This window comes from Streptomyces sp. Y309, from assembly GCF_056712025.1.
Genome location: NZ_CM160048.1, coordinates 309,457 through 333,797 on the forward strand (window position 1 = coordinate 309,457; position 24,341 = coordinate 333,797).

The 24,341-nt window shown below is 72.8% G+C and carries 18 protein-coding genes and 1 pseudogene; 11 read left to right on the forward strand and 8 right to left on the reverse strand.

Going from position 1 to position 24,341, the window contains the following annotated elements; translation table 11 throughout:
• Nucleotides 1-36 precede the first annotated feature (36 nt).
• Entirely contained in the window at nt 37-729 is a 693-nt protein-coding gene (locus AC0KTA_RS01315; RefSeq protein ID WP_481056730.1) for a DUF305 domain-containing protein, read from the forward strand.
• Between the two features lie 20 nt (nt 730-749).
• Entirely contained in the window at nt 750-1,220 is a 471-nt protein-coding gene (locus tag AC0KTA_RS01320; RefSeq protein WP_481053217.1) for a hypothetical protein, read from the forward strand.
• A 441-nt stretch (nt 1,221-1,661) separates the two neighbouring features.
• On the opposite strand, the gene AC0KTA_RS01325 is transcribed toward AC0KTA_RS01320, so the two are convergent.
• Nucleotides 1,662-2,459, reverse strand: coding sequence for an SAM-dependent methyltransferase (locus AC0KTA_RS01325; protein WP_481053218.1), 798 nt, complete (start codon nt 2,457-2,459; stop codon nt 1,662-1,664).
• Nucleotides 2,460-2,731: 272 nt separating this feature from the next.
• Between AC0KTA_RS01325 and AC0KTA_RS01330 the strand changes: the two genes are divergently transcribed.
• Nucleotides 2,732-3,982 (forward strand): MFS transporter, encoded by a 1,251-nt coding sequence (locus tag AC0KTA_RS01330; RefSeq protein WP_481053219.1) that lies wholly within the window; start codon nt 2,732-2,734, stop codon nt 3,980-3,982.
• Nucleotides 3,983-4,086: 104 nt separating this feature from the next.
• Here the strand turns inward: AC0KTA_RS01330 and AC0KTA_RS01335 are convergent, their stop codons facing one another.
• The 4 genes from AC0KTA_RS01335 to AC0KTA_RS01350 form a co-directional block, all read right to left on the reverse strand.
• A complete protein-coding gene (locus tag AC0KTA_RS01335) occupies nt 4,087-4,998 on the reverse strand; it encodes a LysR family transcriptional regulator (RefSeq protein ID WP_481053220.1) in 912 nt (303 codons plus the stop codon).
• Nucleotides 4,999-5,143: 145 nt separating this feature from the next.
• Nucleotides 5,144-6,070 (reverse strand): SDR family oxidoreductase, encoded by a 927-nt coding sequence (locus AC0KTA_RS01340; protein WP_481053221.1) that lies wholly within the window; start codon nt 6,068-6,070, stop codon nt 5,144-5,146.
• A 180-nt stretch (nt 6,071-6,250) separates the two neighbouring features.
• Nucleotides 6,251-7,171: an NADP-dependent oxidoreductase gene (locus AC0KTA_RS01345; RefSeq protein ID WP_481056731.1), complete on the reverse strand. Its 921-nt coding sequence runs from the start codon at nt 7,169-7,171 to the stop codon at nt 6,251-6,253.
• 300 nt (nt 7,172-7,471) lie between these two features.
• On the reverse strand, nt 7,472-8,803 hold the full coding sequence (locus AC0KTA_RS01350) for a DUF6214 family protein (RefSeq protein WP_481053222.1): 1,332 nt from the start codon (nt 8,801-8,803) through the stop codon (nt 7,472-7,474).
• A 225-nt stretch (nt 8,804-9,028) separates the two neighbouring features.
• Here AC0KTA_RS01350 and AC0KTA_RS01355 point away from each other — a divergent pair, with 225 nt between their 5' ends.
• Nucleotides 9,029-10,405, forward strand: a complete 1,377-nt coding sequence (locus AC0KTA_RS01355) for an FAD-dependent oxidoreductase (RefSeq protein ID WP_481053223.1) — start codon at nt 9,029-9,031, stop codon at nt 10,403-10,405.
• A gap of 10 nt (nt 10,406-10,415) precedes the next feature.
• Nucleotides 10,416-10,799 (forward strand): annotated as a pseudogene (locus AC0KTA_RS01360) (solute carrier family 23 protein); the annotation flags it as partial.
• Here AC0KTA_RS01360 and AC0KTA_RS01365 read toward each other — a convergent pair.
• Complete coding sequence (locus AC0KTA_RS01365; RefSeq protein WP_481053224.1) at nt 10,722-11,075, reverse strand: ArsR/SmtB family transcription factor; 354 nt, start codon at nt 11,073-11,075, stop codon at nt 10,722-10,724. The pseudogene AC0KTA_RS01360 and the gene AC0KTA_RS01365 overlap by 78 nt on opposite strands.
• 190 nt (nt 11,076-11,265) lie before the next feature.
• On the opposite strand from AC0KTA_RS01365, the gene AC0KTA_RS01370 reads away from it, so the two are divergent.
• A complete protein-coding gene (locus tag AC0KTA_RS01370; protein WP_481053225.1) occupies nt 11,266-12,348 on the forward strand; it encodes an NADH:flavin oxidoreductase/NADH oxidase in 1,083 nt (360 codons plus the stop codon).
• A 160-nt stretch (nt 12,349-12,508) separates the two neighbouring features.
• Here AC0KTA_RS01370 and AC0KTA_RS01375 read toward each other — a convergent pair whose 3' ends face one another.
• Entirely contained in the window at nt 12,509-12,976 is a 468-nt protein-coding gene (locus tag AC0KTA_RS01375; RefSeq protein WP_481053226.1) for a hypothetical protein, read from the reverse strand.
• Nucleotides 12,977-13,188: 212 nt separating this feature from the next.
• On the opposite strand from AC0KTA_RS01375, the gene AC0KTA_RS01380 reads away from it, so the two are divergent.
• Nucleotides 13,189-14,268 carry a serine hydrolase domain-containing protein gene (locus tag AC0KTA_RS01380; RefSeq protein ID WP_481053227.1) on the forward strand — a complete coding sequence of 360 codons (1,080 nt, stop codon included), beginning with the start codon at nt 13,189-13,191 and terminating at the stop codon, nt 14,266-14,268.
• 387 nt (nt 14,269-14,655) lie between these two features.
• Here the strand turns inward: AC0KTA_RS01380 and AC0KTA_RS01385 are convergent, their stop codons facing one another.
• Entirely contained in the window at nt 14,656-17,874 is a 3,219-nt protein-coding gene (locus AC0KTA_RS01385) for an amidohydrolase family protein (RefSeq protein WP_481053228.1), read from the reverse strand.
• A 334-nt stretch (nt 17,875-18,208) separates the two neighbouring features.
• On the opposite strand from AC0KTA_RS01385, the gene AC0KTA_RS01390 reads away from it, so the two are divergent.
• The 4 genes from AC0KTA_RS01390 to AC0KTA_RS01405 all read left to right on the forward strand — a co-directional run bounded on the left by AC0KTA_RS01390 (nt 18,209) and on the right by AC0KTA_RS01405 (nt 24,007).
• The gene (locus tag AC0KTA_RS01390) at nt 18,209-19,507 is read left to right on the forward strand and encodes a phosphatase PAP2 family protein (RefSeq protein WP_481053229.1); all 1,299 of its coding nucleotides are present in this window, start codon (nt 18,209-18,211) and stop codon (nt 19,505-19,507) included.
• 140 nt (nt 19,508-19,647) lie between these two features.
• Complete coding sequence (locus tag AC0KTA_RS01395) at nt 19,648-19,842, forward strand: hypothetical protein (protein ID WP_481053230.1); 195 nt, start codon at nt 19,648-19,650, stop codon at nt 19,840-19,842.
• Between the two features lie 207 nt (nt 19,843-20,049).
• Nucleotides 20,050-22,893, forward strand: coding sequence for an ATP-binding protein (locus AC0KTA_RS01400; protein WP_481053231.1), 2,844 nt, complete (start codon nt 20,050-20,052; stop codon nt 22,891-22,893).
• Between the two features lie 187 nt (nt 22,894-23,080).
• On the forward strand, nt 23,081-24,007 hold the full coding sequence (locus AC0KTA_RS01405; RefSeq protein ID WP_481053232.1) for an AfsR/SARP family transcriptional regulator: 927 nt from the start codon (nt 23,081-23,083) through the stop codon (nt 24,005-24,007).
• Nucleotides 24,008-24,341: the final 334 nt, after the last annotated feature.

The following is a 24,341-nucleotide window of genomic DNA, read 5'->3' on the forward strand; positions in this document are numbered from 1 at the left end:
CACCGTCGTACGTCCGCCGCGTCCACCGCGTCCGTCATGCGCGCCTGTGCCGCCACCGGGCTGCTCGCGGCCGCCGTCCTCGTACTGGGCGCCTGCGACTCAGGCCCGGACTCCGGCTCGGGCTCGGGCTCGGGCAGCAAGGCCAAGTCCCCCTCCTCATCCGGGCCTTCGGTGATAGCACCGGGCAAACCGGGCGAGACGGCGGCGACGCTGTCCGCCGAGGACGCCGCGAAGAAGAGAACCGACGACGACAGCCCGAACTCCGCGGACTTCGAGTACGTCGAGAAGATGATCCCGCACCACCGCCAGGCCCTGGAGATGACCGAACTCGCCCCGAAGCGGGCGAAGTCCACGAAGGTGAAGCGCCTGGCGGAACGCATCACCGCCGCGCAGAAGCCGGAGATCGGCGCGATGGAGCGGTGGCAGAAGGCCCACGCCAAGAAGGGAAAGCCGGGCGCGAAGCCCCCGAAGCCCGGCCACGACGGTCACCACGACCACGCGGGAATGCCGGGCATGGCGACACCGGCCCAGCTCAAGCAGTTGCGCGCGGCCAAGGGCGAGGCCTTCGACGAACTGTTCCTGAAGCTGATGATCACGCACCACACCGGCGCGGTGACGATGGCCACCGACGCCCTCTCCCAGGGCAACAACCTCCTGGTCGAGGAGATGGCCAACGACGTGGTGGCGCAGCAGACGAGCGAGATCAACCGGATGCGGGGGATGAGCTAACGTGAACGCAAAGGAGAATCATGCTTGAGCTGGATGCTCCGGACGACTCTTTTGTACCCGTGATGTCCAACCGCGATTATCCGGAATCAGAAGCTACTCACAGAGGCTCCGGCCATGGGTGGAGCTGGATGTGGGTCCCCCGCCCCCTCAACTCGCAGTGGGTGCAGGGCCAGTTCAATTACTACGTCTTCAAGCACTACCGGACGGCACACGATGATCTCCGGGCTTTCGTCGGCGAAATGCTCGCTGATGACGCGAAAGGTCAGCGCTGGTCCAAAGCTGCTGTCGCCGCCCTTCGGGATGTAACCGCGCAGGAGTTCGTCCTGGTCTGCTCAAGTGTTTGGGCATTTGCATGTTTCGAGGTCCACTCAGGCACGATCGCGCAAGCAGGCACGGCCTTCTACAACGAGTGGGTCGGTTCCATGAACGCCGATGAGGAGGCCCAGTGGGCACTGGCGATGTCCGAGAAGCCGGTGGTCCTGCGACGCTGAGCCACCCCCCTCCGAGGTGGGGTGCCCCGACTGAGACTGGCCGCCGCTGTGCCGACGGCAGATCCCGCACACCATTCCGGAGAAGCGAGGACCAGGTCGGACACCGGCGCCGCCGCGGCTCGGCGGACGGGCGCCAGCCTGGCTTCAACAGCGAGAAGTACAAGGCCAGGCGGGCCGTCTGGCACCAGGGCGCCGAGCACGCCCAGCAACTGCGGCGGCTCAACCGGGTCCGGCAGTGATCTGCGCGATCAGGGCAACGCGGGCCGCGGACACTGCTGTGCCGGGGCCGAGGACGAGCACGACCTCATCTGCCTGACTGATGGTCAGGTGCGGGTGGGCCTGGGGGTGCGCGGCAGCACGCACCCCGTCGGGACCGGCGGCGCGGGGGTGGCTGTGACCGAGGCAGGCGAGGGCCCTGCGCGGGGCCCGCGCCGCCCGTCGTCACGGGATCCGCGCGACGCCACCCCAGCACATGCGATCGGTGAGGCGGCCGGTGTTCGCGTCGGGTCGCCAGCGCGGAAACGACGTGAATCCGGGTTCGACGAGCTCAAGGCCCGCAAAGAAGGCGACCGTTACCGACGGCTCACGCAGGATGTAGGGAATCGCACCGGACTTGTTGTACTCCTCCTGCGCCGCACGGTGTTCCTCGTCCGCGGCGGTGGAGTGGCTCAGGACCAGGTAGCTCCCCGACGCCAAGCGCTCCACCAGGCGACGCACCAGCGACAGGGCCTCGTCCCAGTCCACGATGTGCCCGAGGACGTCGTTGATCACGAGTCCGATGGGCCGGGTCATGTCGAGGGTCTTGGCCGCGCCTTGTAAGACCCTCTCTGTGTGGCGCATGTCCGCCAGCACATAGTCGGTGGCACCGCCCGGGTCGGTGGTGCGCAGCGCGTGGACGTGCAGCAGGACGAGCGGGTCGTGGTCTACGTAGACCACGCGGCTGTCGGGGGCGATCCGCTGGGCAATCTCGTGGGTGTTGTTGTCCGTGGGCAGCCCGGCGCCCAGGTCCAGGAACTGGCGGATCCCGGCCTCCCGGACCAGAAAGCTGACGGCCCGCCGCAGAAAGTCCCGTGACTCCTTGGCCATCGGCCCAGCCAGCGGGACCTTGGCCCGGTAGGCGTCACCGGCGCGCTTGTCGGCGGGGAAGTAGTCCTTGCCGCCCAGCCAGTAGTTCCAGATACGCGCACTGTGGGCGACGGACGTGTCTATCTCCGGGGGCAGTTCAGTTGGCTCGCTCATAACGGCTCCTCTTCCGGCTCTTCGGGATGAAATGCGCGACGCAGGCGACAGCACCGCGATGCGGGGCACCACCGCGACGGTCTTCCTCATCGCGCACTCGCGCTAAACGTCCGTTGAGGAGATCACCGTTGTTGCTGCTCGTCCGGCATCAGATCGTTGGGGTGCGGCGCGGACGAGCCTCCCCTGGCAGGGGGTTCTTGTGGCGCTGCCGTCCCAAGTCCCCCTCGATGTCCGGCTGTTAAGCGGTCGGACCTGCTCAGGAGGAGAGCGCAATGCCTCTCGCACTGCTGGCCCTCGCGATCGGTGCCTTCGGCATCGGTCTGACAGAATTCGTCATCGTCGGCCTGACGTCCGACATCTCCGCCGATCTGGGGGTCTCGATCCCTGCCGTGGGCCTGCTGGTCTCCGGGTACGCGATGAGCGTCGCGGTCGGGGCCCCGCTGCTGACCGCGGCGGGGTCGAAGATTCCTCGCAAGGCGATGCTGACCGGACTGATGGCGCTCTTCATCGCCGGCAACCTGATCTCCGCGCTCGCGCCGAGCTACGGCACCCTGATGACCGGCCGTGTCGTGGCCGCGCTCGCCCACGGAGCGTTCTTCGGCATCGGCTCGGTGGTGGCGGCGAACCTCGTCGCCCCGGCCAAGAAGGCTTCGGCGGTGGCGCTGATGTTCGCCGGGCTGACCGGGGCCCACGTGGCGGGCGTGCCGCTGGGCACCGCGCTGGGCCAGCACTTCGGCTGGCGCTCCACCTTCTGGGCCGTGACCCTGATCGGTGTGATCGGCCTGCTCGGCATCATGACGCTGGTCCCCAAGCAGCCTATGGAGGAGACCGGCGGGCTGCGCCAGGAGCTGAAGGTCTTCGCGCGGGGACAGGTCTGGCTGGCGCTCGCGATCACCGCCCTGGGCTTCGGTGCCGTCTTCGGCACCGTCACCTACATCGAGAAGATGATGACCGACGTCGCCGGGTTCTCCGAGGGCATGGTGCCCTGGCTCCTCGTCCTGCTCGGGATCGGGCTGTTCGTCGGCAACCTGTTCGGCGGCAAGTGGGCCGATCGCAAGCTGATGCCCACGCTGTACGTCTCCCTCGCCGGCATCACGGCGGTCCTCGCCCTCTTCACCTTCACCTCGCACTTCCGGATTCCGGCCGCCGCCACCCTCGTGATCTTCGGCGTCGTCGGCTTCATGCTCGTCCCGCCGATCCAGATGCGGGTGATGGACAAGGCCGAGGGCGGCGCCGCGCTGGCCTCCGCCGTCAACATCGGCGCCTTCAACATCGGCAATGCGGTTGCCGCCTGGCTCGGCGGCCTGGCCATCGACGCCGGCGCCGGTTACGCGGCCCCCAACTGGATCGGTGCTCTCCTGGCCGTCGGCGCACTGCTCCTGGCGCTGCTGTCCGGAGCGCTCGACCGCCGTCGTACGAATCGTACGAATCGCACGAAGGACCGCGCGGTTCCCGCCGGGGACGCCCCCGCCGCGGAGGCACCCGCCGCCGAGGACACCCGCACCCCCACCCTGGCCGCCTGACCCGGCCCGAAGCGACAACACGGCCATGACCCTGCGGAAGGGTCATGGCCGTGCACTTCGCTCGTACGGCAATTGCCGCGCCGAAGATGATGCAAGCACGCGACTCAGTAGGAGGCGGGACCGCCGTTGGCGTCGACGACGGCCTCCGCGGCCTCGACGAACGCCCGGATACGAGCGGTGGCCCCGGCGGCACGCCACACCACCGCGACATCGCTGAACGGCGCGTCCGGGCAGGGGATGAACACGATGTCGGGACGGGCGTAGTAGTGGCCGACCGACGCGACCAGGGGCGAGATGCCCTGGCCCGCGGCGATGAGCGCGAGCAGTTCCTGAAAGGTCGCGACGTCCTGCCCGCGCGGGATGGGCTTGCCGCTCGGCGTCTCCCGCGGGACGTGGAAGTCCCACCAGTAGGCCGGGGCGGGACCAGTGACGCCGAAGACGGTGTCACGGGCGAGATCCTCGAGCGAGAGCGACTCGCGCCGGGCGAAGGGATGGCCGGCCGGAACGGCGATCACCCTCGGCTCCGAGACAAGGGTCACGCCGACGGCGAGGTCAGGCTCATCCACCGGCAGCCGAGTGATCAGAACGTCGATGTCCCCGGCGCGCAGCGGCCCCAGCGGATCCGCGAAGTGCGTCTCGCGCATCTGCACCTCGCAACCGGGATGCCGGGACGTGAACTCGTCCATGAGGGCAGGGCCGAGCCGCCCTGCGCCCGACCCCAGAAAGCCCACCCGCAGCACGCCCTCCACGCCGCGCGCGGTCGCCATCGCCTGCTTGACGACTTCCTCCAACCGCTGCCGCACCGGTTCCAGGTCGTCCCTGAACTGCTTGCCGAGCGGTGTCAGCACAACCCGACGGCTGGTCCGCTCGAACAACGGCGCGCCGATCCGGCGCTCCAACTTCTTGATCGTCTGGCTGACCCGGCCCGGGGAGAGGCGCATGCGCTCGGCCGCCCGCCCGAAGTGCAGCTCTTCGGCCAGCACCAGGAACCCTTCGATCTCGTGCCGCTCCAGCATCGGCCCCCTCCAGGAATCGTCCTCGCCCCATGATCGCTCCGCGTCGTTCCGCGCGACGACGCGCCCCGCGGGCTGCCCGTCGCGCCGGTGCGCGGCGTCGTACGACTGTCAGCCGTACGACGCCGCGCACCGTGAGCGGTACCGGTCACCGATAGCCGGTCGCGTCCGCCGGCTTGCCCGCGTCGTCGACCTCGACCAGGTAGCGCCAGCAGTCCGGGCGCGAACCGTCGAGGTCGGTGAAGCCGTATTCCCGTGCCAGTTGCCCGCTGGACAGCGACTGGCCGTTCCAGCGCGCGACGTCGGCGTCACCGGCCAGCGCCGCGACCGCGCGTCCGACGTACGCCGGGCTCTCCGAAATGCAGAAGTGCGGCACCTTGGCCAGCGCGTCGCGCCAGTTCTCCTCGGTGACGCCGAAGCCGTCCAGCATCATCTCCGAGCGCAGCCAGCCCGGGGTGAGCGCCACCGCCGTCCCGCCGTGCGGCTTCAGCTCGTGTGCGAGCACGAACGCCATGCGCAGCACGCTGTTCTTGACCAGGTCGTAGAAGTAGGAGTTCCGGTAGTTCGCTCCGTTGTAGGCGGCTGTCCCGTCGGTCATCTCGACCACGAGCCCGCCCGGTTGCCGCACCAGCAGGGGCAGCAGGTAGTGGCTGGTGATCGCGTGGGTCTCCACACCGAGCCGGAGCAGCCGCAGTCCGTTGTCGAGGTCGTGCTCCCACACCGGTGTGTCGAACGCGAACAGCCGCTCGCCGCCCCAGACGTTGTTGACCAGCACATCGAGCCGCCCCTGTTCGGCGTCGATGCGCTCGGCCAGCGCGCGGACCTGCTCGGGCACCAAGTGGTCGGTCTGCACCGCGATGCCCTTCCCGCCCGCGGCGGTGACCAGTTCCGCGGTCTCCTCGAACGTCTCGGACCGGTCGTACTCCGAGCGTCGTTCCGGCGTGGTGCGGCCGGTGACGTAGACCGTCGCACCTGCCGCGCCGAGCTGCACCGCGATGCCGCGCCCGGCCCCCCGCGTCGCCCCCGCGACCAAAGCGATCTTTCCGTGGAGCTCCGGTGTCGATGTGTCGGACATGCATCCCCTCAAGGTCTCGGCCATCTGTACGGCCCGGTCCACGTCCGTCGTCGACGCCGACCGGTGAAACCATGGTGGACCTTAAACCCGACACCATGTGTCGCACTTCTTCGCCCGTCTCACGGACGCCGCGCGTGCAGACGCCTCGCATGCAGACGCCGCGCGTGCAACGGAGGCGACTCACCCATCGGCCACCTGAATGATCGTCTTTCCGGGGACGCGCTGCCGGGTCGAGAACGCGGCCTGCACATCAGCCAGTGAACGCACCGCTCCCACCAAGGGGTACAGGCATCGCTCACGCACGCGCCGGGCGAGGTCGGCGAGCCGGAGGCGGTCGGGTTCGACGATGAAGAAGAGCGCACGGCCGTCGTCGGGACGTACCCGTGGCGGTTCCGCGATGGTCACCAGCGTGCCGCCACGGCGCACCAGGGCCGCTGAGCGGTCGAGCACCTCCCCACCGATCACATCCAGCACCACGTCCACCGGACCGTGCTCCTCCAGCCGGTCGTGCCGCAGGTCGACGAAGTCGTCCGCGCCCAGTTCCGCCGCGGTGTCCCGGTCTCCGGAACGACCTGTGGCGATCACGTACGCACCGGCGTCATGGGCCAGCTGGACGGCCATCGAGCCGACGCCACCGGCCGCGCCATGGATCAGCACGGTCTGCCCTGCCGTCAGGCGGCCGTGGTCGAACAGTCCCTGCCACGCGGTGAGTCCGGGCAGCGGAAGCGCGGCGCCGTGCACGTAGTCGATCTCGGCGGGCAGCGGCGCCAGGTTGCGGGCCTCCACCGCCACGTACTCGGCGAGGGTGCCGTCGCGCGTCCAGTCGGTCAGCCCGAACACCCGCTGCCCCACGGTCAGCCCCGTGGTACCCAAGCCCAACTCGGCCACCACGCCGGCCACTTCATGCCCGGGGATGGCAGGCGTACGGTCGCGGCCCGCGCGGTCGGTCCAGGTGCCGGGCCAGTCCAGCTCACCGGGGGTGAACCCGGCTGCGTGCACTTTGACGACGACGTCGTTCTCGGCCGCATGCGGATAGGGCACCTCCTCCGCCGTCATCCCGTCCAGCCCGGCCTCACGGTCACGCACCCTGATCGCCCTCATCGTTCTCCTCATGCTGCCCACCCTCCGGCGATTGCTGTCATCCCTGCACCGAAGGTCGCCCAACGGGCCGCGGGGAACAACGACGAACCGCTCAACGGCCTCTTAGTCCGGCTAAAGCGTCTTGCACAAGGCCGTGAGCTGCGCATCTTCGTTGTATGGCTGGGGTGTTGAGGTTCGAGCGGGGCTGGGTGGAGACGTGCACCGGCTTGCGGACGGATCAGTTCGGACGGTTGCGCGCCGCGTGAGCGCGGCGCCAGCCCCCCACCTGCCCGCAGGTGAACCGCACGACCAGCGGAGCGCTCAGCGGCGGTGGTGACGCGGCATCAGAAGTCCCGCGTCCCGCGCGCCCGCGATGAGCCGCAGCGACTTGCGGCGGCTGTGTCCCGTCGCGCGCATCACGGCGAGCACCGGGTCCTCGCCGTCGTCCAGGGCCCCGCGGTACGCCTCCGCCGTGACGTGCCGTACGGCGCTGCCGCGGCGTGCGGACGGGCGGCCCCGGCGTGCGGCGGGCGGCTCCTGGGTGGGGGCGGCACCGTTCCGGCAGGTGGGCTCCGCGGCTCCGGGTCCGGCGCCGAGTTCGGTTCCGTGTCGCTCGGCGAGGCCGCGGACGGCGTCGTTGAGGGGGCCTTCGAGGCGGGCGGCGAGCGCCGCGAGGCTGTCCAGGGGGAGCGGGGGGCGGGCCCGCAGTTCCTCGATGGTGATCCGGCCGTCGGAGACGGAGGCGAGGACGTCGGCGCCACCGGCCCCGGCGAGGCAGCAGCCGCTGCCGGTGGTGCCCGCGCGGCCGCCGTCCGCGCCACCGCCGCTGCGGCCGTCGAAGGCCAGACGCACGTGGAAGAGGGGGCCGTCCTGGCCGGTCACCTCCGGTTCCGCCCAGTCGTCCTGGGGCCGCTCCGTCGGCTCCGGCCCGCCACGGTGGGCGACGCCCGCGTGTGAGGGCGTCCACTCGTCCTCGCCGAACGGGGGCGGCCCGCCCGGCTCCGCCCAGGAGCCCTCCCCAGGAGCGACCCACGCCTCCCGAACATCCCCCGCAGGACCGACCCGTCCGCCCCGTCCGCCCCGCGCGTCACCGTTCAGACCGGCTCGCCCGTCCCCGACGTCCGCCACCGGACCGACCCACCCCTCCCACACAGCCGCCAGTGGCCCGTCCCACCCGGCCGGAGGGAACTCCGCGGACCGCCTCCAGCCGTCGTGGTCACCGGCCGCCGCCTCGGCCCACTCCCCCTCATGGGCGGCCGGTCCAGGGTCGGCATGCTCAGGGTCGGCCGACCAACCGGGCGGCGCCGCGCCCGGAACCTCGGACGCCGGTCTCGGCACGGTCACCACGCTCTCCCCCGCCGGCCACGACACCTCGACCCAGTCCTCGACCCAGTCCTCGGCCATGGGCCACTCGACGCCACCGAGGCCCGCGTCCGCCGGGACCTCGGGACCGGCCACCCACTCCCCCGCGAAGCCCGCAGGACCCGCCGAGCCCGCAGGACCCGTCAGCCCCGCCGGTTCCACCGGCCGCAGGTCCCCCGCCCCGCCACGCGCCGCACGGTCCCCCTCTCCCGGCGCCGACTCCCGGTCGGCGGCCCGCCCGCCGCCCGACCGGTAATGATCGTTCTCGTCGCAAAATGAACCTTTCCGCACAGGCGCACGGTAGCCGTACTGTCACATTCCGCCGAAAACGGCGCGCACGGGGACGGCGGTCACGGCACCCTGTCAGCGGCACGCGGCACCGCGTCGGCCGCCGCATTCGCCAACGCGCGCGGCGGCACACCTCCCCCTGTGCGCACAGGGGTGCGATGCTGATGCCAGGCAGGCATCACCAGGCCTCAAGGCGTCCCGGGGACACCTCGCGGAAGGAGCGCCACCGTGCAGGTCGCCGTCGTGGGATCAGGTCCGAGCGGGGTCTACACCGCGCAGAGTCTGGTCCAGCAGGACCTCGTGCCGGGGGTACGGGTGGACGTGCTCGACCGGCTGCCGTGCCCGTACGGCCTGGTGCGCTACGGCGTCGCGCCGGACCACGAGAAGATCAAGTCCCTGCAGAACAACCTGCGTACGGTCCTGGAGCACGAACGCGTCCGCTTCCTCGGCGGCGTCGAGGTCGGCCCCGGCGGGCTCTCCCCCGCGCAGTTGCTCGGCATCTATCACGCCGTCGTGTACTGCGTGGGCGCCGCCACGGATCGCCGCCTCGGGGTGCCCGGCGAGGACCTGCCGGGGAGCTGTTCGGCCACCGAATTCGTGTCCTGGTACAGCGCCCACCCGGACGTGACGGCCAATGGCGCGGGGCCGCCGGATCGTTTCGTACGCGGCGTGGACTCGGCCGTGGTCATCGGCGTCGGCAACGTCGCGGTGGACGTCGCGCGGATGCTGGCGCGCGGCGCCGCCGAGCTGATGCCGACCGACATGCCGCACGAGGCGCTCGGTGTGCTCGCGCGGAGCCGGGTGCGCGACGTGCACATGGTGGGGCGGCGCGGACCGTCGCAGGCGCGGTTCACCACGAAGGAGCTGCGGGAGCTCGGTTCGCTCCCGGACGCCGAAGTGCTCGTCGATCCGGCCGAGTTGGCGCTCGACCCGGCGTACATCGATCCCTCGGGGCTGGCCGCGGCCGGCCGCCGCAACGTCGAGGTGATGCGCGGCTGGGCCGGGCGGCCCGAGCGGGGGCTCGCGCGGCGGATCCGGCTGCGGTTCTTCCTGCGCCCGGTGGCCGTACTGGAGTCGGGCGGCCGGGTCGGCGGCGTACGGTTCGAGCGGACGCTGCCCGACGGCCGGGGCGGGGTGACGGGCTCGGGGACGTACGAGGACATCACCGGCCAGCTCGTCCTGCGGTCCGTCGGCTACCGCGGCGTGCCGCTGGACGGGCTGCCGTTCGACGAGAACACGGGAACGGTGCCGCACGCCGCGGGGCGGGTGCTGCGCGACGGCGCCGTCTCGCCCGGCGAGTACGTGGCGGGCTGGATCAAGCGCGGGCCGACCGGCGTCATCGGCACCAACCGCCCTTGCGCCAAGGAGACGGCACTGTCCCTGCTCGACGACGCACCCGCCCTCGCACGGCGCGACGTGCCCGCCGATCCGCTGGCCGCGCTGCGTGCCGCGGGCGCCCGGCCCGTCGAGTGGCCCGGCTGGCAGGCGATCGAGCGCGCGGAGGCGGAGCTCGGGCGTTCCCTCGGACGCGGGTCGGTGAAGATCCCGGACTGGCCGGGGCTCCTGTCGGCGGCACGCGGCGAGACATCCGGCCAGGGGGACTGACCGCGCCCCGGCCATTCCGGCGCCGGTGCTCGGCGGCGCGGGGCTGGTGATGTTCGGGACGGTCGCGGCGAGCGGGCTGCGGACGCTGGCGCGGGTCGACTTCCGCGGCAACGACAACCTGACGGTGGTGGCGGTGTCGGTCGCGGTGGGCATGCTGCCGGTGGGTGTGCCCGGGATCGGCGACCGGTTCCCCGACTGGTTCCAGACGGGCATGGACAGCGGGATCAGCGCGGGGTGCGTCACGGCGATCGTCCTCAACGTGGTCTTCAACCACGTTCCTGGGAAGGCCGGGAAGGCCGGGAAGGCCCCCGTACGGTCACGAGTCGCCGAGGCGGTCGGCCTGCCCCGCGGACGCGGCGAGGACGCTGTCGAGGAGCCCCGGGAAGAGAGCGTCCAGGTCGGCCCGGCGCAGGACGTTGACCTTGGCCGTGCCGCGGTAGACCTGCCGGATCAGGCCCGCCTCGCGCAGCACCCGGAAGTGGTGTGTGGTCGTGGACTTGGTGATGGGCAGTTCGAAGTGCGAGCACGTCAACTCGGCGTCCTCACGGGCGAGTTCACGCACGACCAGCAGACGCAGCGGGTCCGCCAGCGCGTGCAGCACGCCCTCGAGGCGGATCTCCTCACGCGCCGGATGGACGAGCGCGCGGGCGCTCGGTGCGGCGGTCGTCATGGCGGCTCCACTCTCCCAGGGCGGTCGGGGACATCCCTCCGCGGTGCGGACGCCTCCATTGTACGAGACCCTTCGTAGTTTGACAGCTTCCGTACTACGATGCTTATCGTACGAGAGGGAGCTGCGCCGAGCGGTCCGACCGCCCGTGGCGCCTGCCCCGTACCACCCGCCGTCACGTATGGAGGCCGCCGTGAGCGCGCTGTTCGAGCCCTACACCCTGCGATCGCTGACCATCCCGAACCGGGTGTGGATGGCGCCGATGTGCCAGTACTCGGCGGAGGCGTCGGGGCCGGGGGCGGGCGTGCCGACCGACTGGCACTTCGCCCACTACGCCGCGCGCGCCACCGGCGGCACCGGCCTGATCCTGACCGAGGCGACCGCCGTCAGCCCCGAGGGCCGCATCTCCCCGGCCGACCTCGGCATCTGGAACGACACCCAGGTCGAGGCGTTCCGCCGCATCACGACCTTCCTCAAGGAGCAGGGCACGGTGCCGGGCATCCAAATTGCACACGCAGGCCGCAAAGCATCCACCGACCGGCCGTGGCAGGGCGGCGCGCCCCTCGCGCCCGGCACGGCGGAGGGCTGGCAGCCGGTCGGGCCGAGCCCGGTCGCGTTCGACGAGCGGCACAGCGTGCCGACCGAGCTGACCGCCGATCAGATCCACGAGGTGACAGGGCAGTTCGTCGACGCCGCCCGCCGCGCCCTGGACGCCGGGTTCGAGGTCGCCGAACTGCACGGCGCCCACGGCTACTTGATCGGCGAGTTCCTCTCGCCGCACTCCAACCGGCGCACCGACGCCTACGGCGGCTCGTTCGAGAACCGGGTCCGCTTCCCCCTGGAGGTCGTGGACGCGGTGCGCGCCGTGTGGCCCGAGGACAAGCCGCTGTTCTTCCGCATCTCCGCCACCGACTGGCTTCAGGAGGGCGGCTGGACGGCGGACGACACCGTGCGCTTCGCGGCACTCCTCAAGGAGCACGGCGTCGACCTGCTCGACGTGTCCACCGGCGGCAATGCGGCGGGCGTGAAGATCGCGGTCGGGCCCGGCTACCAGGTCCCGTTCGCGGCGCGCGTCCGCGCCGAGACGGGGCTGCCGGTCGCCGCGGTCGGCCTGATCACCGACGTCGAGCAGGCCGAGAAGATCCTCGCCAACGGCGAGGCGGACGCCGTCCTGCTCGGCCGCGAGCTGCTGCGCAGCCCGTCGTGGGCGCGGGACGCGGCGCGGGAGCTGGGCGCGGAGATCCGGGTGCCGCAGCAGTATCTGCGCTCCGTCTGACCGAGTCCCAACGCAGGGCGGGCACCGAGTCCCACGCGGAGCGGGCGCCGAGTCCCACGCGGGGCGGGCACCGAGTCCCACGCGGGACGGGCCCGATGCGCTCACGCTCGGGCCCGCCCTCGTCCCGCCCGGCCGCGGGCAGGTATCGGAAGTGGATCTCTCAGGGCTGGTGTGTGCTCCCCTCCGTCCCCTGCAGGGTCGTCTCTTCCTGCACGGTCGTCGTGCCCATCGCCGCCGCGCCCGCGCCGACGAGGACCGCGACGGCCGTCGCCGCGCCGACGACCATGAGCCGCAAGCGCGGCCGGCGTCGCCGCACGGGCTGCTCCGCGGCAGGTTCGGCGGGTGGCCGTGCGCCCATCGCGAGCTCCCGACGAGCGGCCACCCACCGCCGGGTGTCGTCGGCGTCGAGGCCGCACGCGACGACGAAGGCCACGAGGACGGCCTCACGGGGCAGGCGGTCCCGGCGGAGCATGGTCGCCGCCGTCGAATACGGCAGCACCTCACCCGCCGTGGCGGCCGCGCGCTCCAACTCCCGGTAGCTGAGGCCCGACCAGGCCTTGAGGCGGCGCAACTCGGCCATGAACACGGCCTCTTCGGCGGTGTGGGGCGGCGCGGGCGGTGGCGTCATGTGGGTCCCTCCGGTTCCGATGTGCGTCGCTGACCTGTGCGTACGGGAGTCGCACAAGCTCGAACAGCTCATTCGTTGTACGAGCTCGGGAGCGGCGATCAGCCTTGGCCTCACATCTTGTCGTCGCTCTGTTGGAGGCATACGTGGGTCGCCTCGGTTCCCTCGTGCTCTTACTCGTGCTCGCACTCGTCGGGTGCTCGGATGGTCACACCGTGGCCGGAACAGGGGCCGGTGACGGGAAGGCGGGAGACGCCCCGGCGAGCCGGGACCCGGCGGACCCGCACGTCGACCGTTACCTCGACCGGATGCTCCCCCGGGGGCCCGGCATCACCGTGGCAGCCGCCCGAGGGGGCGAGCTCAAGCACTGCGCGGGGCGCGGACTCGCCGACCGCGCGGCGAAGACCCCCGCGACCTGCGACACCGTGTACGACGTCATGTCGATCACGAAGCAGTTCACCGCCGCCGCGATCCTGAAGCTGGAGATGAGCGGCAAGCTCCGGGTGAGCGACCGGATCGGTACACATCTCGGCCCCGTACCCGCGGACAAGCGGGACATCACCCTGCACCAGCTCCTCACGCACACGGCGGGCCTGCCCGAGTCGCTCGGCGACGACTACGCCCCGCTGTCGCGCACGGAGTTGCTGGCCGGGGCGATGAAGGCCCGGCTGCGGTCGGCACCCGGCAAGGAGTTCCACTACTCGAATACCGGCTACAGCGTGCTCGCCGCGATCGTCGAGAAGGTCTCGGGCCACAGCTACGAACGCTTCCTGGTCGAGCGCCTGTTCCGGCCCGCCGGGATGACCCGCACCGGCTATGTGCTGCCCGCGTGGAAGCGCGAGGAGATCGCCGTCGAGTACGACCGGCACGGGCGCGCGCAGGGGCGGCCGACGGACCATCCGTGGGCGCCCGACGGGCCGTCCTGGAATCTGCGCGGCAACGGCGGGATGCTCTCCACCGCCCGGGACATGTTCCGCTGGCACCGCGCCCTCACCCGCGACAGCGTCCTGTCCGCGGCCGCGAAGCGGAAGCTGTTCGCCCCACAGGTGCGGGTGCCGGAGCTGGACGGCGCCTATGGCTACGGCTGGGTCGTCATCGACTCCGATGACGGCCGCGTCGCCTGGCACGACGGGGGCAACGACTGGTCACTGGCGACGGTGGCGGAGTTCCGCCGCGACGGGATCATGGCGTTCTGGGTGAGCAACTACGCCTACCAGAAGGGGAAGTGGAACCTGGAGAACGATCACCTGAAGCTGACTCAAGGTGTCGCTGGGCGGGTACGACGCCCCGCCTGACGACACGGGCCGCCGATGCGGGCGGGGTACGCCCTCCGCCCCTTCGCCCCCCGGCCAGCGGCCAGCGGCCAGCGGCCAGCGGCCAGCGGCCAGCGGCCAGCGGCCAGCGGCCAGCGGCCAGCGGCCAGCGGCCAGCGGCCAGCGGCCAGCGGCCAGCGGCCAGCGGCCAGCGGCCAGCGGCCAGCGGCCAGCGGCCAGCGGCCAGCGGCCAGCGGCCAGCGGCCAGCGGCCAGCGGCCAGCGGCCAGCGGCCAGCGGCCAGCGGCCAGCGGCCAGCGGCCAGCGGCCAGCGGCCAGCGGCCAGCGGCCAGCGGCCAGCGGCCAGCGGCGGCCGAGCTCGGATCGCGTGCCGCGATCCTCCTCGGCCGCCGCGCCCGCCCTTCCCGCCTCACACCCCCGGATCGCAGCACCCGTCCCGCCGCATCAGGCGGCCCACGTGCAGCCAGTCCGCGGTCGCGTGCTTGTGCCGGTCCGGCGGCGGGAACGCGGCCACCAGGTCGTCGGTCTCGTACGGGATGCCGCCGCGCAGCACCGACACGGTGCGTACCAGCGTGGCGAAGTCCGTGAACGGGTCGCCGTCCACGACCGTCAGGTCGGCGATCTTCCCGGGTGCCACGGTGCCCAGGTCGTCGGCGACGCCGAACAGCCGCGCGGGCAGCACCGTCGCGGTGCGCAGTGCCTCGACCGGGGAGAGGCCGCCGCGGTGCAGGGCGCGCAGGCCCAGGTGCAGGGAGAGGCCGACCGGCACGAGCGGCTGGTCGGTGCCGAGGGCGACGAGGCCGCCGGCGGCGAGGATCCGGCGGTAGATGTCGGTCTCCCGGCGCAGCGTGGCCAGTTGGGCAGGTGTCGGGGGGACGCCCGCCGACTTGCGCACCTGGGCGGCGTCCCACGGCGGCATCACGGCCGTGACCCGGGGGTCGTCGGCGAGGGCAGGGTCGGCGCCCAGGAGCGGCGACGAGGTGAACGGTGTGGCGATCATCGCGAAGCGTGCGCCCCGTGCGCTGTAGATCTCCACGACGTCGTTGTGGGCACGCCCGGACGCCGTCGTCGCGTGCCCGAACTCGGCTCGCTGGGTGGCCTGCAGATGGGTCGTCAGGTCCTGCCCGGACTGGATGCCGGGCGACAGGAAGTGGCTGCCCGCACGCACTCCCAGGCGTTCGTGCGCGAACCGGGCGGCCTCCTCCATCACCCAACTCGGCGCCCGCACATACGTCTTGACGAAGTCCCAGTCGAGCTGCGCGGCCCGCTCCAGGGAGCGTCGCAGTCCCGCGCGGGTGCGGTGCGCGCGGCCCATGCTGTAGGCGACGCGGCCGCCGTCGAGGAGTTCACCGGTGGTCAGCAGGCGGGGCCCGGCGAGCTGCCCGGTGGCGACCGCCTCGCGGATGCGGGCCTGTTCGTGGGCGAACCCGCCGAGCGAGACGGCCGTGGTGATCCCGTACGTGAGCTGGCCCACGGTCTGGCGGCCGCCGTAGGTGCTCTGCCAGGGGTGGGTGTGGGTGTCCCACAGGCCGGGCAGGACGGTGCGGCCGGAGGCGTCGACGCGCCGGAGTGTGCCCGTGCGGGAGGCGCGGTGCGGTTCGACGGCGGCGACGCGCCCGCCGCGTACGACGATGTCGACGTCCTCGCGGACCGTGTCGCCGGTGCCGTCCCACAGCCGCCCCGCGTGCACCACCGTGTCGGCGGGCGCGGGCCTGCGCTGGTCGAGCGGGACGCGCACGGTGCGGGCGCGGCCGCCGTCGACGCCGATGAGGCGCAGCCGGGTGCCCGACAGATACAGGAGCGTCCTGGAGTCCCCCGACCAGGTGGGGTGGTCGGCTGGCTCGGTGGTGAGGGTGCGCAGCTTGCCGCGGGGGGTGCCGTCGGGGGCGACCGGCAGCAGGCACAGCGCCGACTCGACGATCACCGCCATCCAGCGGCCGTCGGGCGACCAGACGGGCCCGGAGTCGTACCGGTCGGCGAGGGAGGTGTGGGGCGCGACGGCGTGCAGCTTGTCGGCGCCGTTGGTGGTGTCGACGACGCGGACGAGGTTGTAGCCCTCACGGAAGCGGAGGTTGAGGCGGTTGCGGTCGCACAGGGCGACGTACCGGCCGTCGGGCGACCAGCTGGGCCTGCCGGGCAGACCGCCGCCGCCGAGCGGGTCCGCGAGGACGCGTTCGGTGCCCGCGGCCAGGTCGCGCACGACGAGCCGGCCGGTCATGTCGAGGCAGGCGAGGCGCTTGCCGTCGGGCGAGAGCGCCGGGTGCACGCGGCCGCCCGTCGCGAGCGCGGTCTCCTTGCCGGTGGCGAGGTCGTGCCGGTACACACCGAGGAGTCCGTCACGGTCGTCGGCGTAGACCAGGGAACGTCCGTCGCGCGCCCACGAGGGCCCGAGGAGGTAGCCCGTGCGGTCGGCGCGGCGCAGCCGCTTCGGCGCCCGGCCGCCCGCGGTGCCCGCGAGCCAGAGAGAGTTGAGGGCAGCGAAGGCGAGGTGCCGGCCGTCGGGCGAGAGGGCGGGCAGGTGCACGCCCCGGACGGGCCGCGCGCGCTGCTCCGCGAGCCCGAGGTCGTACTCCTTGACGCGGTAGCGCGGCCGGTCCACGGTCAGGACGCCGTCGAAGGGGAGCGCCTTGGCGGCGCCCGGTTCGGCGGGGCGTACGAGGGTGAAGCGGCCGTCGACGGTGAGCAGCAGCTCGCCGTCCGGCGTCCAGCGCGGGGGTACGGGGGCGATGTCCCCGGCGACGTCCACGCGCTTGCCGTCGACCACGAGCGCGCAGGACGCTTCGGGTGCCGCGGTGGTGCGCAGGTAGGCGAGGCGGCGGCCGTCGGGAGCCGGGGCGGGCGTCATGACCTGGGCGTTCTCGGTCTCCGTGTGCTCCACGACGACCGGGCCCGCGCCGTCGGCGGGGACGGCGGCGACGGTGCGTGCCTCCAGGGCGGTGCCGGTGGGTGTCGTGACCGCCTTCGCCCGGACGAACAGGATCCGCTTCCCGTCCGGCGACCAGGCGGGATCGAAATCCTCCCAGGGCCCGTCCTGCGCCGGGCCCTCCTGCCCGGGGAGTCCGGTCACCCGGCTCAGCTCGCCGGAGCGCAGGTCGAGGACGTGGATGCGGTACGGACTGCCCGCCACGGGGTCGCCGCCGCGCTCGGAGGCGAAGGCGATCCGGGTGCCGTCGGGCGACCAGGCGGGGCCGCGGTCGTCCCAGGGCCCTTCGGTGCGCTGCCGCACGTCCGAGCCGTCGGGGCGCATGGTCCAGATGTGGAAGCCCCCGCCCTGGTACGCGCAGAACGCGACGAGCGCGCCGTCCGGGGCGAACACGGGCCGGTTGGGTTCGAGGCCGGGCGGGGTGAGCGGCACCGCCTTGCCGCCGGTGCGCGGCTGGGACCACAGCACGTGCTGCACCTCGGCGATCAGCCGGTCCCCGGCGGGCGAGAGGGTCGCCGAGCCGTTGGTGGCGCGGGTGAAGGACAGCGGCACACCGGCCAGCTCCCGCGCGGCCGCGGGTACCGTACCGGTCGCGGCCACGGCGCCGGCGGCCCCGGCCACGCCTGCGGCAACCAGCAGTTGACGGCGGGTCAGGAAGGAGAGGAAGGAAGGAGACGGAGAGGTGAGGTTCCGGTCACGGTCCATGGCAGGAACACTCGCGCACCGGGAAGCACTGGGCAACACCGCCCTCACAAGGGGTCACGGAAGTCACGGACGCCCCTGAGCTCAGGAGCGAGCGGCCTTCGCGCCATCCGTGACCAGCCAGGCCCACCCGGCCCACTCCGTTAGCATGATCCGACTCACAACGATCGCCTGATCGCCCGCCCTTCACCGGAAAGCCATGCAATCCAGCGCGAAGAGTGAGCTACGCAACTAAAACCTAACAAATCGGCCAAAACCATTGATATCTATAGCAACGCGAATCTTCTCGCGAATAAACAGCAGAAAAGAGTTCGCCGCGTGGCGTCAGCCACGGGTGATGCTGTGGGCCACGGCGGGCGTGGTAGCCCTCGGGTTCCTCATCGCGCTGGAGATCGCCGCGCGTCATTACGGCGTGCCGGGGCCGATCACCAACCAGGCGCGCGAGGTGCTGTTCGCCCCCGCGTCGGGGCCGCTGTTGTACGCCGGCATGGCGTTGATGATGGTGGTGCTCACCTGGCGGCAACGGTTCGTCGCGGCTGGTGTCGCGGTCGCGATCGACGTCCCCTTCTTCCTGGTGCGGTGGGCGACCGGCGACAAGTTGACCTTCGGCAACGGCGCGTTGTGGGTGATGCTGGGCTGTGCGGTCGTCGCCGTCACGCGCCGCACCGGCCCGGAACGCGTCCTGCTGCTGAAGGGCGTCGGCCTCGGCCTGCTCCTGGTGGCCGGCCGCAAGACCGGCGACGCCTGGCTGCTCATCACGTCGAAGACGCGCCCGACGGTGCTCGACCAGTACGTCGCGACCGCCGACCACGCGCTGGGCAACCCGTCGTGGCTCGTCGGCCGGATGGTCGACGCCACCGGCCCGGTCGGCACCCACTTCCTCGACTTCGTCTACGTCCAGCTCGCGGTGGCGGCGGTCGTCGTCACGCTGTACCAGCTGCGCAACGTGGCGGTCGAGCGCCGCTTCCCGGGCCACCATCTGGTGCGTACGTTTCTGGTCATCGGCCTGGTCGGCCCCGCCATCTACATGATCTTCCCGGTGGTCGGACCGGTCTTCGCCTACGGCACCGGGGCCTTCGGCACCGGCGGCGGGCACTGGGCGGTGGCCGACCTGTGGCCGGACACGCCGGCGCCGATCGGGGCCCCGCAGCCGATGACGTACGACGACATCACGCCGCGCAACTGCATGCCCAGCCTGCACACGGCGTGGGCCACCGCGATCTTCATCCATTCCCGCACGGCCCCCCGGGTGCTGCGCTTCGCCGGCACGTTCTGGCTGATCGCCACGCTCACCGCGACGCTGGGCTTCGGCTACCACTACGGCGTGGATCTCATCGCCGGCGTGGTGTTCACGCTCACGATCGAGGCAGCGCTGCGCTCGTTCGACCGCGGCTGGGAGAGGTCGGGAGTCCAGCTCGTCGCCTACGGCGCGACGGTCTTCGCCACGCTCCTGGTGTCCTACCGCTATCTGCCGTCGGAGATGGCCGAGCACCCGTGGGCGTTCGGACCGCTGCTCCTCCTGGCGATGGCCTCAGTGATCATCGGCTACGCACGGGTCAACCGACTGTGGGACCCCAAGGCCGCACCGGTGCGGCAACCGGAGCCGGAACGGGAACCTCAACCCGAACTGGTGTGAGGGGCGGCGGGCCCCGGTCGGCCCGCCCTAGGGACTTCCCTAGGTGCCGCACCGACGCGAGCCCCGGGGCGCCGCTTCTACTCTGGGCGGCGTCGCCATGCGTCACGGCTCACGCCCTGGGCCGGCCCCCGGGAGGCGTTGTGCGCTACGTCATCGAGGTGTACCGCTCGCACGACGGTGTGTGCGGGAGCGTCGCGTCCGAGAGCTGCGGGAGTCCCCGGCCGTTCCACGGCTGGCTGGAGCTTCTCTCGCTGCTCGAACCGCCGCTGCCGGAAGGCGCGGCGCAGGACGTGCCGCTCCAGGAGCCGCCGGGCGCCGACCGGACCACGCCGTGACGCCCTGACGCCGCCCACGCGAGGGCCACGCCGTGCCGGCCGGACCCCGCCCACACGGCCGGTAAGCGCGGGACGGAAGTCGGAATTCGCCTTGTGCGGAGCGCGTGTCGCCCCGCATCGTGGTGTTCTGGCATGCGCCCGGCACGGGTCACCGTCACACTCGCGTCACCCGGCCGGTACTGACGCGCGGGGCGGTGATGGCACCCCATGACACCCGGGGACTCAGCGCACGACCTTTTCCACTCCCCCGCGCCCGGCGACGCGTTCTGCGGCCGGGCGCGGGAACTGGCCGCACTCCAGCAGGACTTCGCGGACGTCTGCACGGGCTCTCCCCGGCTCGTGCTGCTCGAAGGGCCCGGCGGCATCGGCAAGACGGCGCTCGTACGCCGCTTCCTCGACTCGGTCCACGGCACGTGCGTGCTGCACGCGAGCGGTGAGGAGAACGAGAGCGCGCTGCCGTGCGGCGTACTCGCCCAGCTCGTCGGGCAGAGCCCGCTGCCGGTGCCGGACACCCTGGCCGGGCTCGTCCGGCTGCCCCAGTCGCTGCACGCCAACCTGCCGCCACTCGCGGCCGGCTTCGGCCTCCTCGACCTGCTCAGCGAGGTGCAGGGCAAAGGGCCCGTGGTGCTGGTCGTGGACGACGCGCACTGGGCCGACCCCGAGTCCCTGAACGCGCTCACCTTCGCGCTGCGCCGGCTGCGCCACGACCGGGTCCTCGCGATCGTCGCGCTGCGCGACCCGCAGGTGCCCGAACTGCCCGACGGCCTGCGCCGCCTGCTCACCGACACCCGCACCCGCCGCCTGGCGCTCGACGGCCTCAGCCCCGGCGAACTGTCCACGCTCAGCACCCGCCTCGGCGTCACCCGGCTCCCGCACTCGGCGTCCCTGCGCCTGCACTCCCACACGCACGGCAATCCCCTGCACGCCCGCGCCCTGCTCGACCAGGTGCCGTCGGCCGTGCTGCTCGACGTGGCCACACCGCTGCCCGCCCCGCGGTCGTACGCCATGCTGGTGCTCGCCAACCTGGCGGGCTGCGGGCCGCAGACGCAGCGCCTGGTGCAGGCGGTGAGCGTGCTCGGGCTCTCCTGCCGGCTGCGCGCCGCCGCCCGGCTCGCGCGCGTCGACCGTCCGCTGCCCGCACTCGAACGCGCCGTCAAGGCCGGTCTGCTGCGCGAGACACCCGCCGGCGTGGCCCCCGAGGTCGCCTTCCCGCACCCCCTGGTCCACGCGGCGGTCTACCAGGACATCGGCCCCGCCCAGCGCGCCGCCCTGCACACCCGGGCCGCCGAGCTCGTGGACGACGAGTACACGAAGCTGCGGCACCGCGTGCTCGCCGCCACCGGACCGGACGAGCAGCTCGCCGACGCCCTCGCGGCCTGCGCGCGCCGCGAGGCCGCCACCGGCCAATGGGCCGTCGCGGGCACCCACTTGAGGCATGCCTCGCGCGTGGCCACCAGCCCCGAGGAGCGCGACCGCCTCGCCGTCGAGGCCGTCGAGGCGCTGCTGCTCGACGGCCGGGTCCAGGAGGCCGCCGAGCTGGCGCACGGTCTGCCCGACGGCGCGGACCCGGCGCTGCGCGGCTACGTACGCGGCTATGTGGCCCGCGTCCAGGGCCGTACGGAGGCGGCCTGGACGCTCCTCGCGGACGCGTGGGAGCAGTGCGACCACGAGCGGGACCCGTCCCTCGGGGCGCGCGCCGCCGAGCAGTTGAGCTACGCCGCCGTCATGTGCGGCCGGGCGGCGGTGGCCGCGCAGTGGGCCGAGCGGGCGCAGCGGCTCTCCACCGCGCAGGGGCCGAGCCGCATGCTGCGCTTCAACCACCTCATCGCCCTGGGGCTGAGCGGGCGCGCCAAGGAGGGCATCGCCCTCGCGGCGGATCTGCCCGACCCCATGATCGTGCCGTTGAAGAGCATCGATCTGCTGCTGGCGCGCGGCCAGTTGCGGCTGTGGTCGGACGATCTGCACGGGGCCCGCCAGGACCTGCTCGGCGCGGTCTCCAACTGCCGTACGACGACGGTGCCATTGAGGCTGCTCTCGGCCTCCGCCCTGGCGCAGACCCTGCACCGGCTCGGCGAATGGGACGAGGCCCTGATCCACGCCGAGTCGGCCGCGTCCATCGCCGACGACACCGACCAGTCCTGGCTGAAGCCGGTCACGCACGGCGTCGCCGCCCAGATCCTGGCGGCGCGCGGCGCGTGGGAGCGGGCGGCGGAGCATCTGCGGACCGCCCTCGACGTGCCCGCCGGCGCGGAGACGCCCGTGGCGTTCGCGTACGCGGTGTGTGCGCGGGGCAGCCTCGCGGACGCGCGGGGCGAGCCGCAGGAGGTGGTGGACGCGCTGCGCCCGCTGCTCGGGTTCGCCGAGCAGGACGGGGTGAACGAGCCGGGGGTCGTGGACTGGCAGCCGCTCCTCGTGGACGCGCTGGTCCAGCTCGGCGAGCTGGACGAGGCGGAGGCGGTGCTCGGTCCGTTCGAGGAGCGGGCGCGGGCCCGCGGCCGGCACGCCTCGCTCGCGGCGGCCGCGCGCACCCGGGGCAACCTGGCCGCCGCGCGCCGTGACACCCAGCGCGCGCAGGCGGCGTACGCGCGTGCGCAGGACCACGCGGCGCAGGTCCCGGCGGCGTTCGGGCGGGCCCGGGTGGAGCTGGACCACGGTTCGTTCCTGCGCCGCCTCGGCCGCCGGTCCCTGGCGATCGCCCAATTACAGGCCGCGTACACGACCATGACGGCGCTCGGCGCGCTGCCCTACCGGGCGCGCTGCGTGCGGGAGTTGAACGCCTGCGGGCGCGCGGCGCCCGACCGCCCGGCCGACGAGCGGGCGGGGGACGCCGTCGGGGACGGCCTGGACGGGGCGCTCACCCCGCAGGAACTCGCGGTGGCGCGGCTCGCCGCGCAGGGCCTCACGAACCGTCAGATCGCCACCGCGCTCGCGCTGAGCGTCAAGACCATCGAATACCACCTGGGCCACACGTACGCGAAGCTCGGGATCGCCTCGCGGATCGGCCTCGTGCGGCGGTTCGGCCCGCAGCCCTCGTCGCCGTCGGCGGGCTGAGGGCACCGGAAGCGGGCTGAGGGCACCGGAAGCAGAAGCGGGCTGAGGACACCGGAGGACGGCACTCCCGGTGGGCGGGGTCACCGGGGTAATCCCCGGCACACTCCCGGAGGCGCACGGGGCTCCTTGTCGTTACGTTCGTGCCGGTAGGGCAGGGCGAACGCAAGAGCCCACTGGAGGTGGCCCGATGGATTCCATCAGCTACGGGGCGGCCGGGGAAGAGCGGCCGACGCTGCGGCTGCGACTGCTCGGCGGATTCCTCCTGACGCGGGAGCGCGGGGAATCGGTCGGCGGGGGCGGGGACTTCAGAGGGGCGCGGACGGAGGGCGGGACAGGAGCGGGCGGTCACGCCGCCGCCCCCGACCCGGACGGCCACGCCCACGCGTGCCCGGACGGTCTCGTCCACTCCTCCCTGGCCTGCCCGGACGATCCCGGGACGCTCGCCGCCCGCGGCAGCGAGCCGCTGGAGGTGCCCGCGAGCGGTCAGCAGGTGCTGGCGCGGCTCGCGCTGTGCGGCGCGGCGACCCGCTCGGCGCTCGCCGGGACGCTCTGGCCCGACGTCACCGAGGCGCGGGCCCGCGCCAGCCTGCGCACCGCCGTGTGGCGGCTCAACGGCGCGGGTCCAGCCCTCACGGACGCCCGTGACGGCGTGCTGTCGCTGAGCCGCCGGGTGCGCGTGGACATCCAGGACCTGACCGCGGCCGCCCACCACGTGCTGTCGGGGGACGCCCTGGCGGCGGCGCGGGAGCGCATGCGCGCGGCCTACCAAGTGCTGCTGTGCGGGCGCGAGTTGCTGCCCGGCTGGCAGCAGGACTGGGTGGCCTACGAACGCGAGCGGCTGCACCAGTTGCGGCTGCACGCCCTGGAGGCGCTGTCGGCCCGGCTCGTCGCACACCGGCAGTACGCGCCCGCCCTCGAAGCCGCCCTGGAGAGCACCCGCGTCGACCCGCTGCGCGAGAGCGCCCACCGCGCGGTCGTGTCCGTGCACCTCGCGGAGCACAACCTGACGGAGGCGGTACGGCAGTACGAGACCTTCCGCGAACTGCTGCTCAGGGAACTCGGCGTGGAGCCGTCCGGCCAGTTCGTGAGGATGCTGCGGCACGCGCTGGTGTGAGGCGGAGACGCCAGCTGGTGTGAGGGCGTAGGCGCCCGCTGGTGTGAGGGCCGATCCGCTTCGCGCACACCGCCCGGCCCGGCGGACACGGCACTCACAGATGACGTGACGCCGCGGTGACGGCCGCCCGGCACGATGGGACACGGCCCCGTCCAGGGTCGCGGGGAGAAGGGGGATCTCCCCTGGTTGAGCGACGCGCCGGCCGTCGTGGCCACCATCTCGGTGATCGCTCACGCCCTGGACGGGGCGCCCGCTTTGGCATGCACCGCGGTCATGCACCACGGGGCACCCCATGTCATGCGCCAGGGGCGCCCGCACCACGCCTGCCCACATC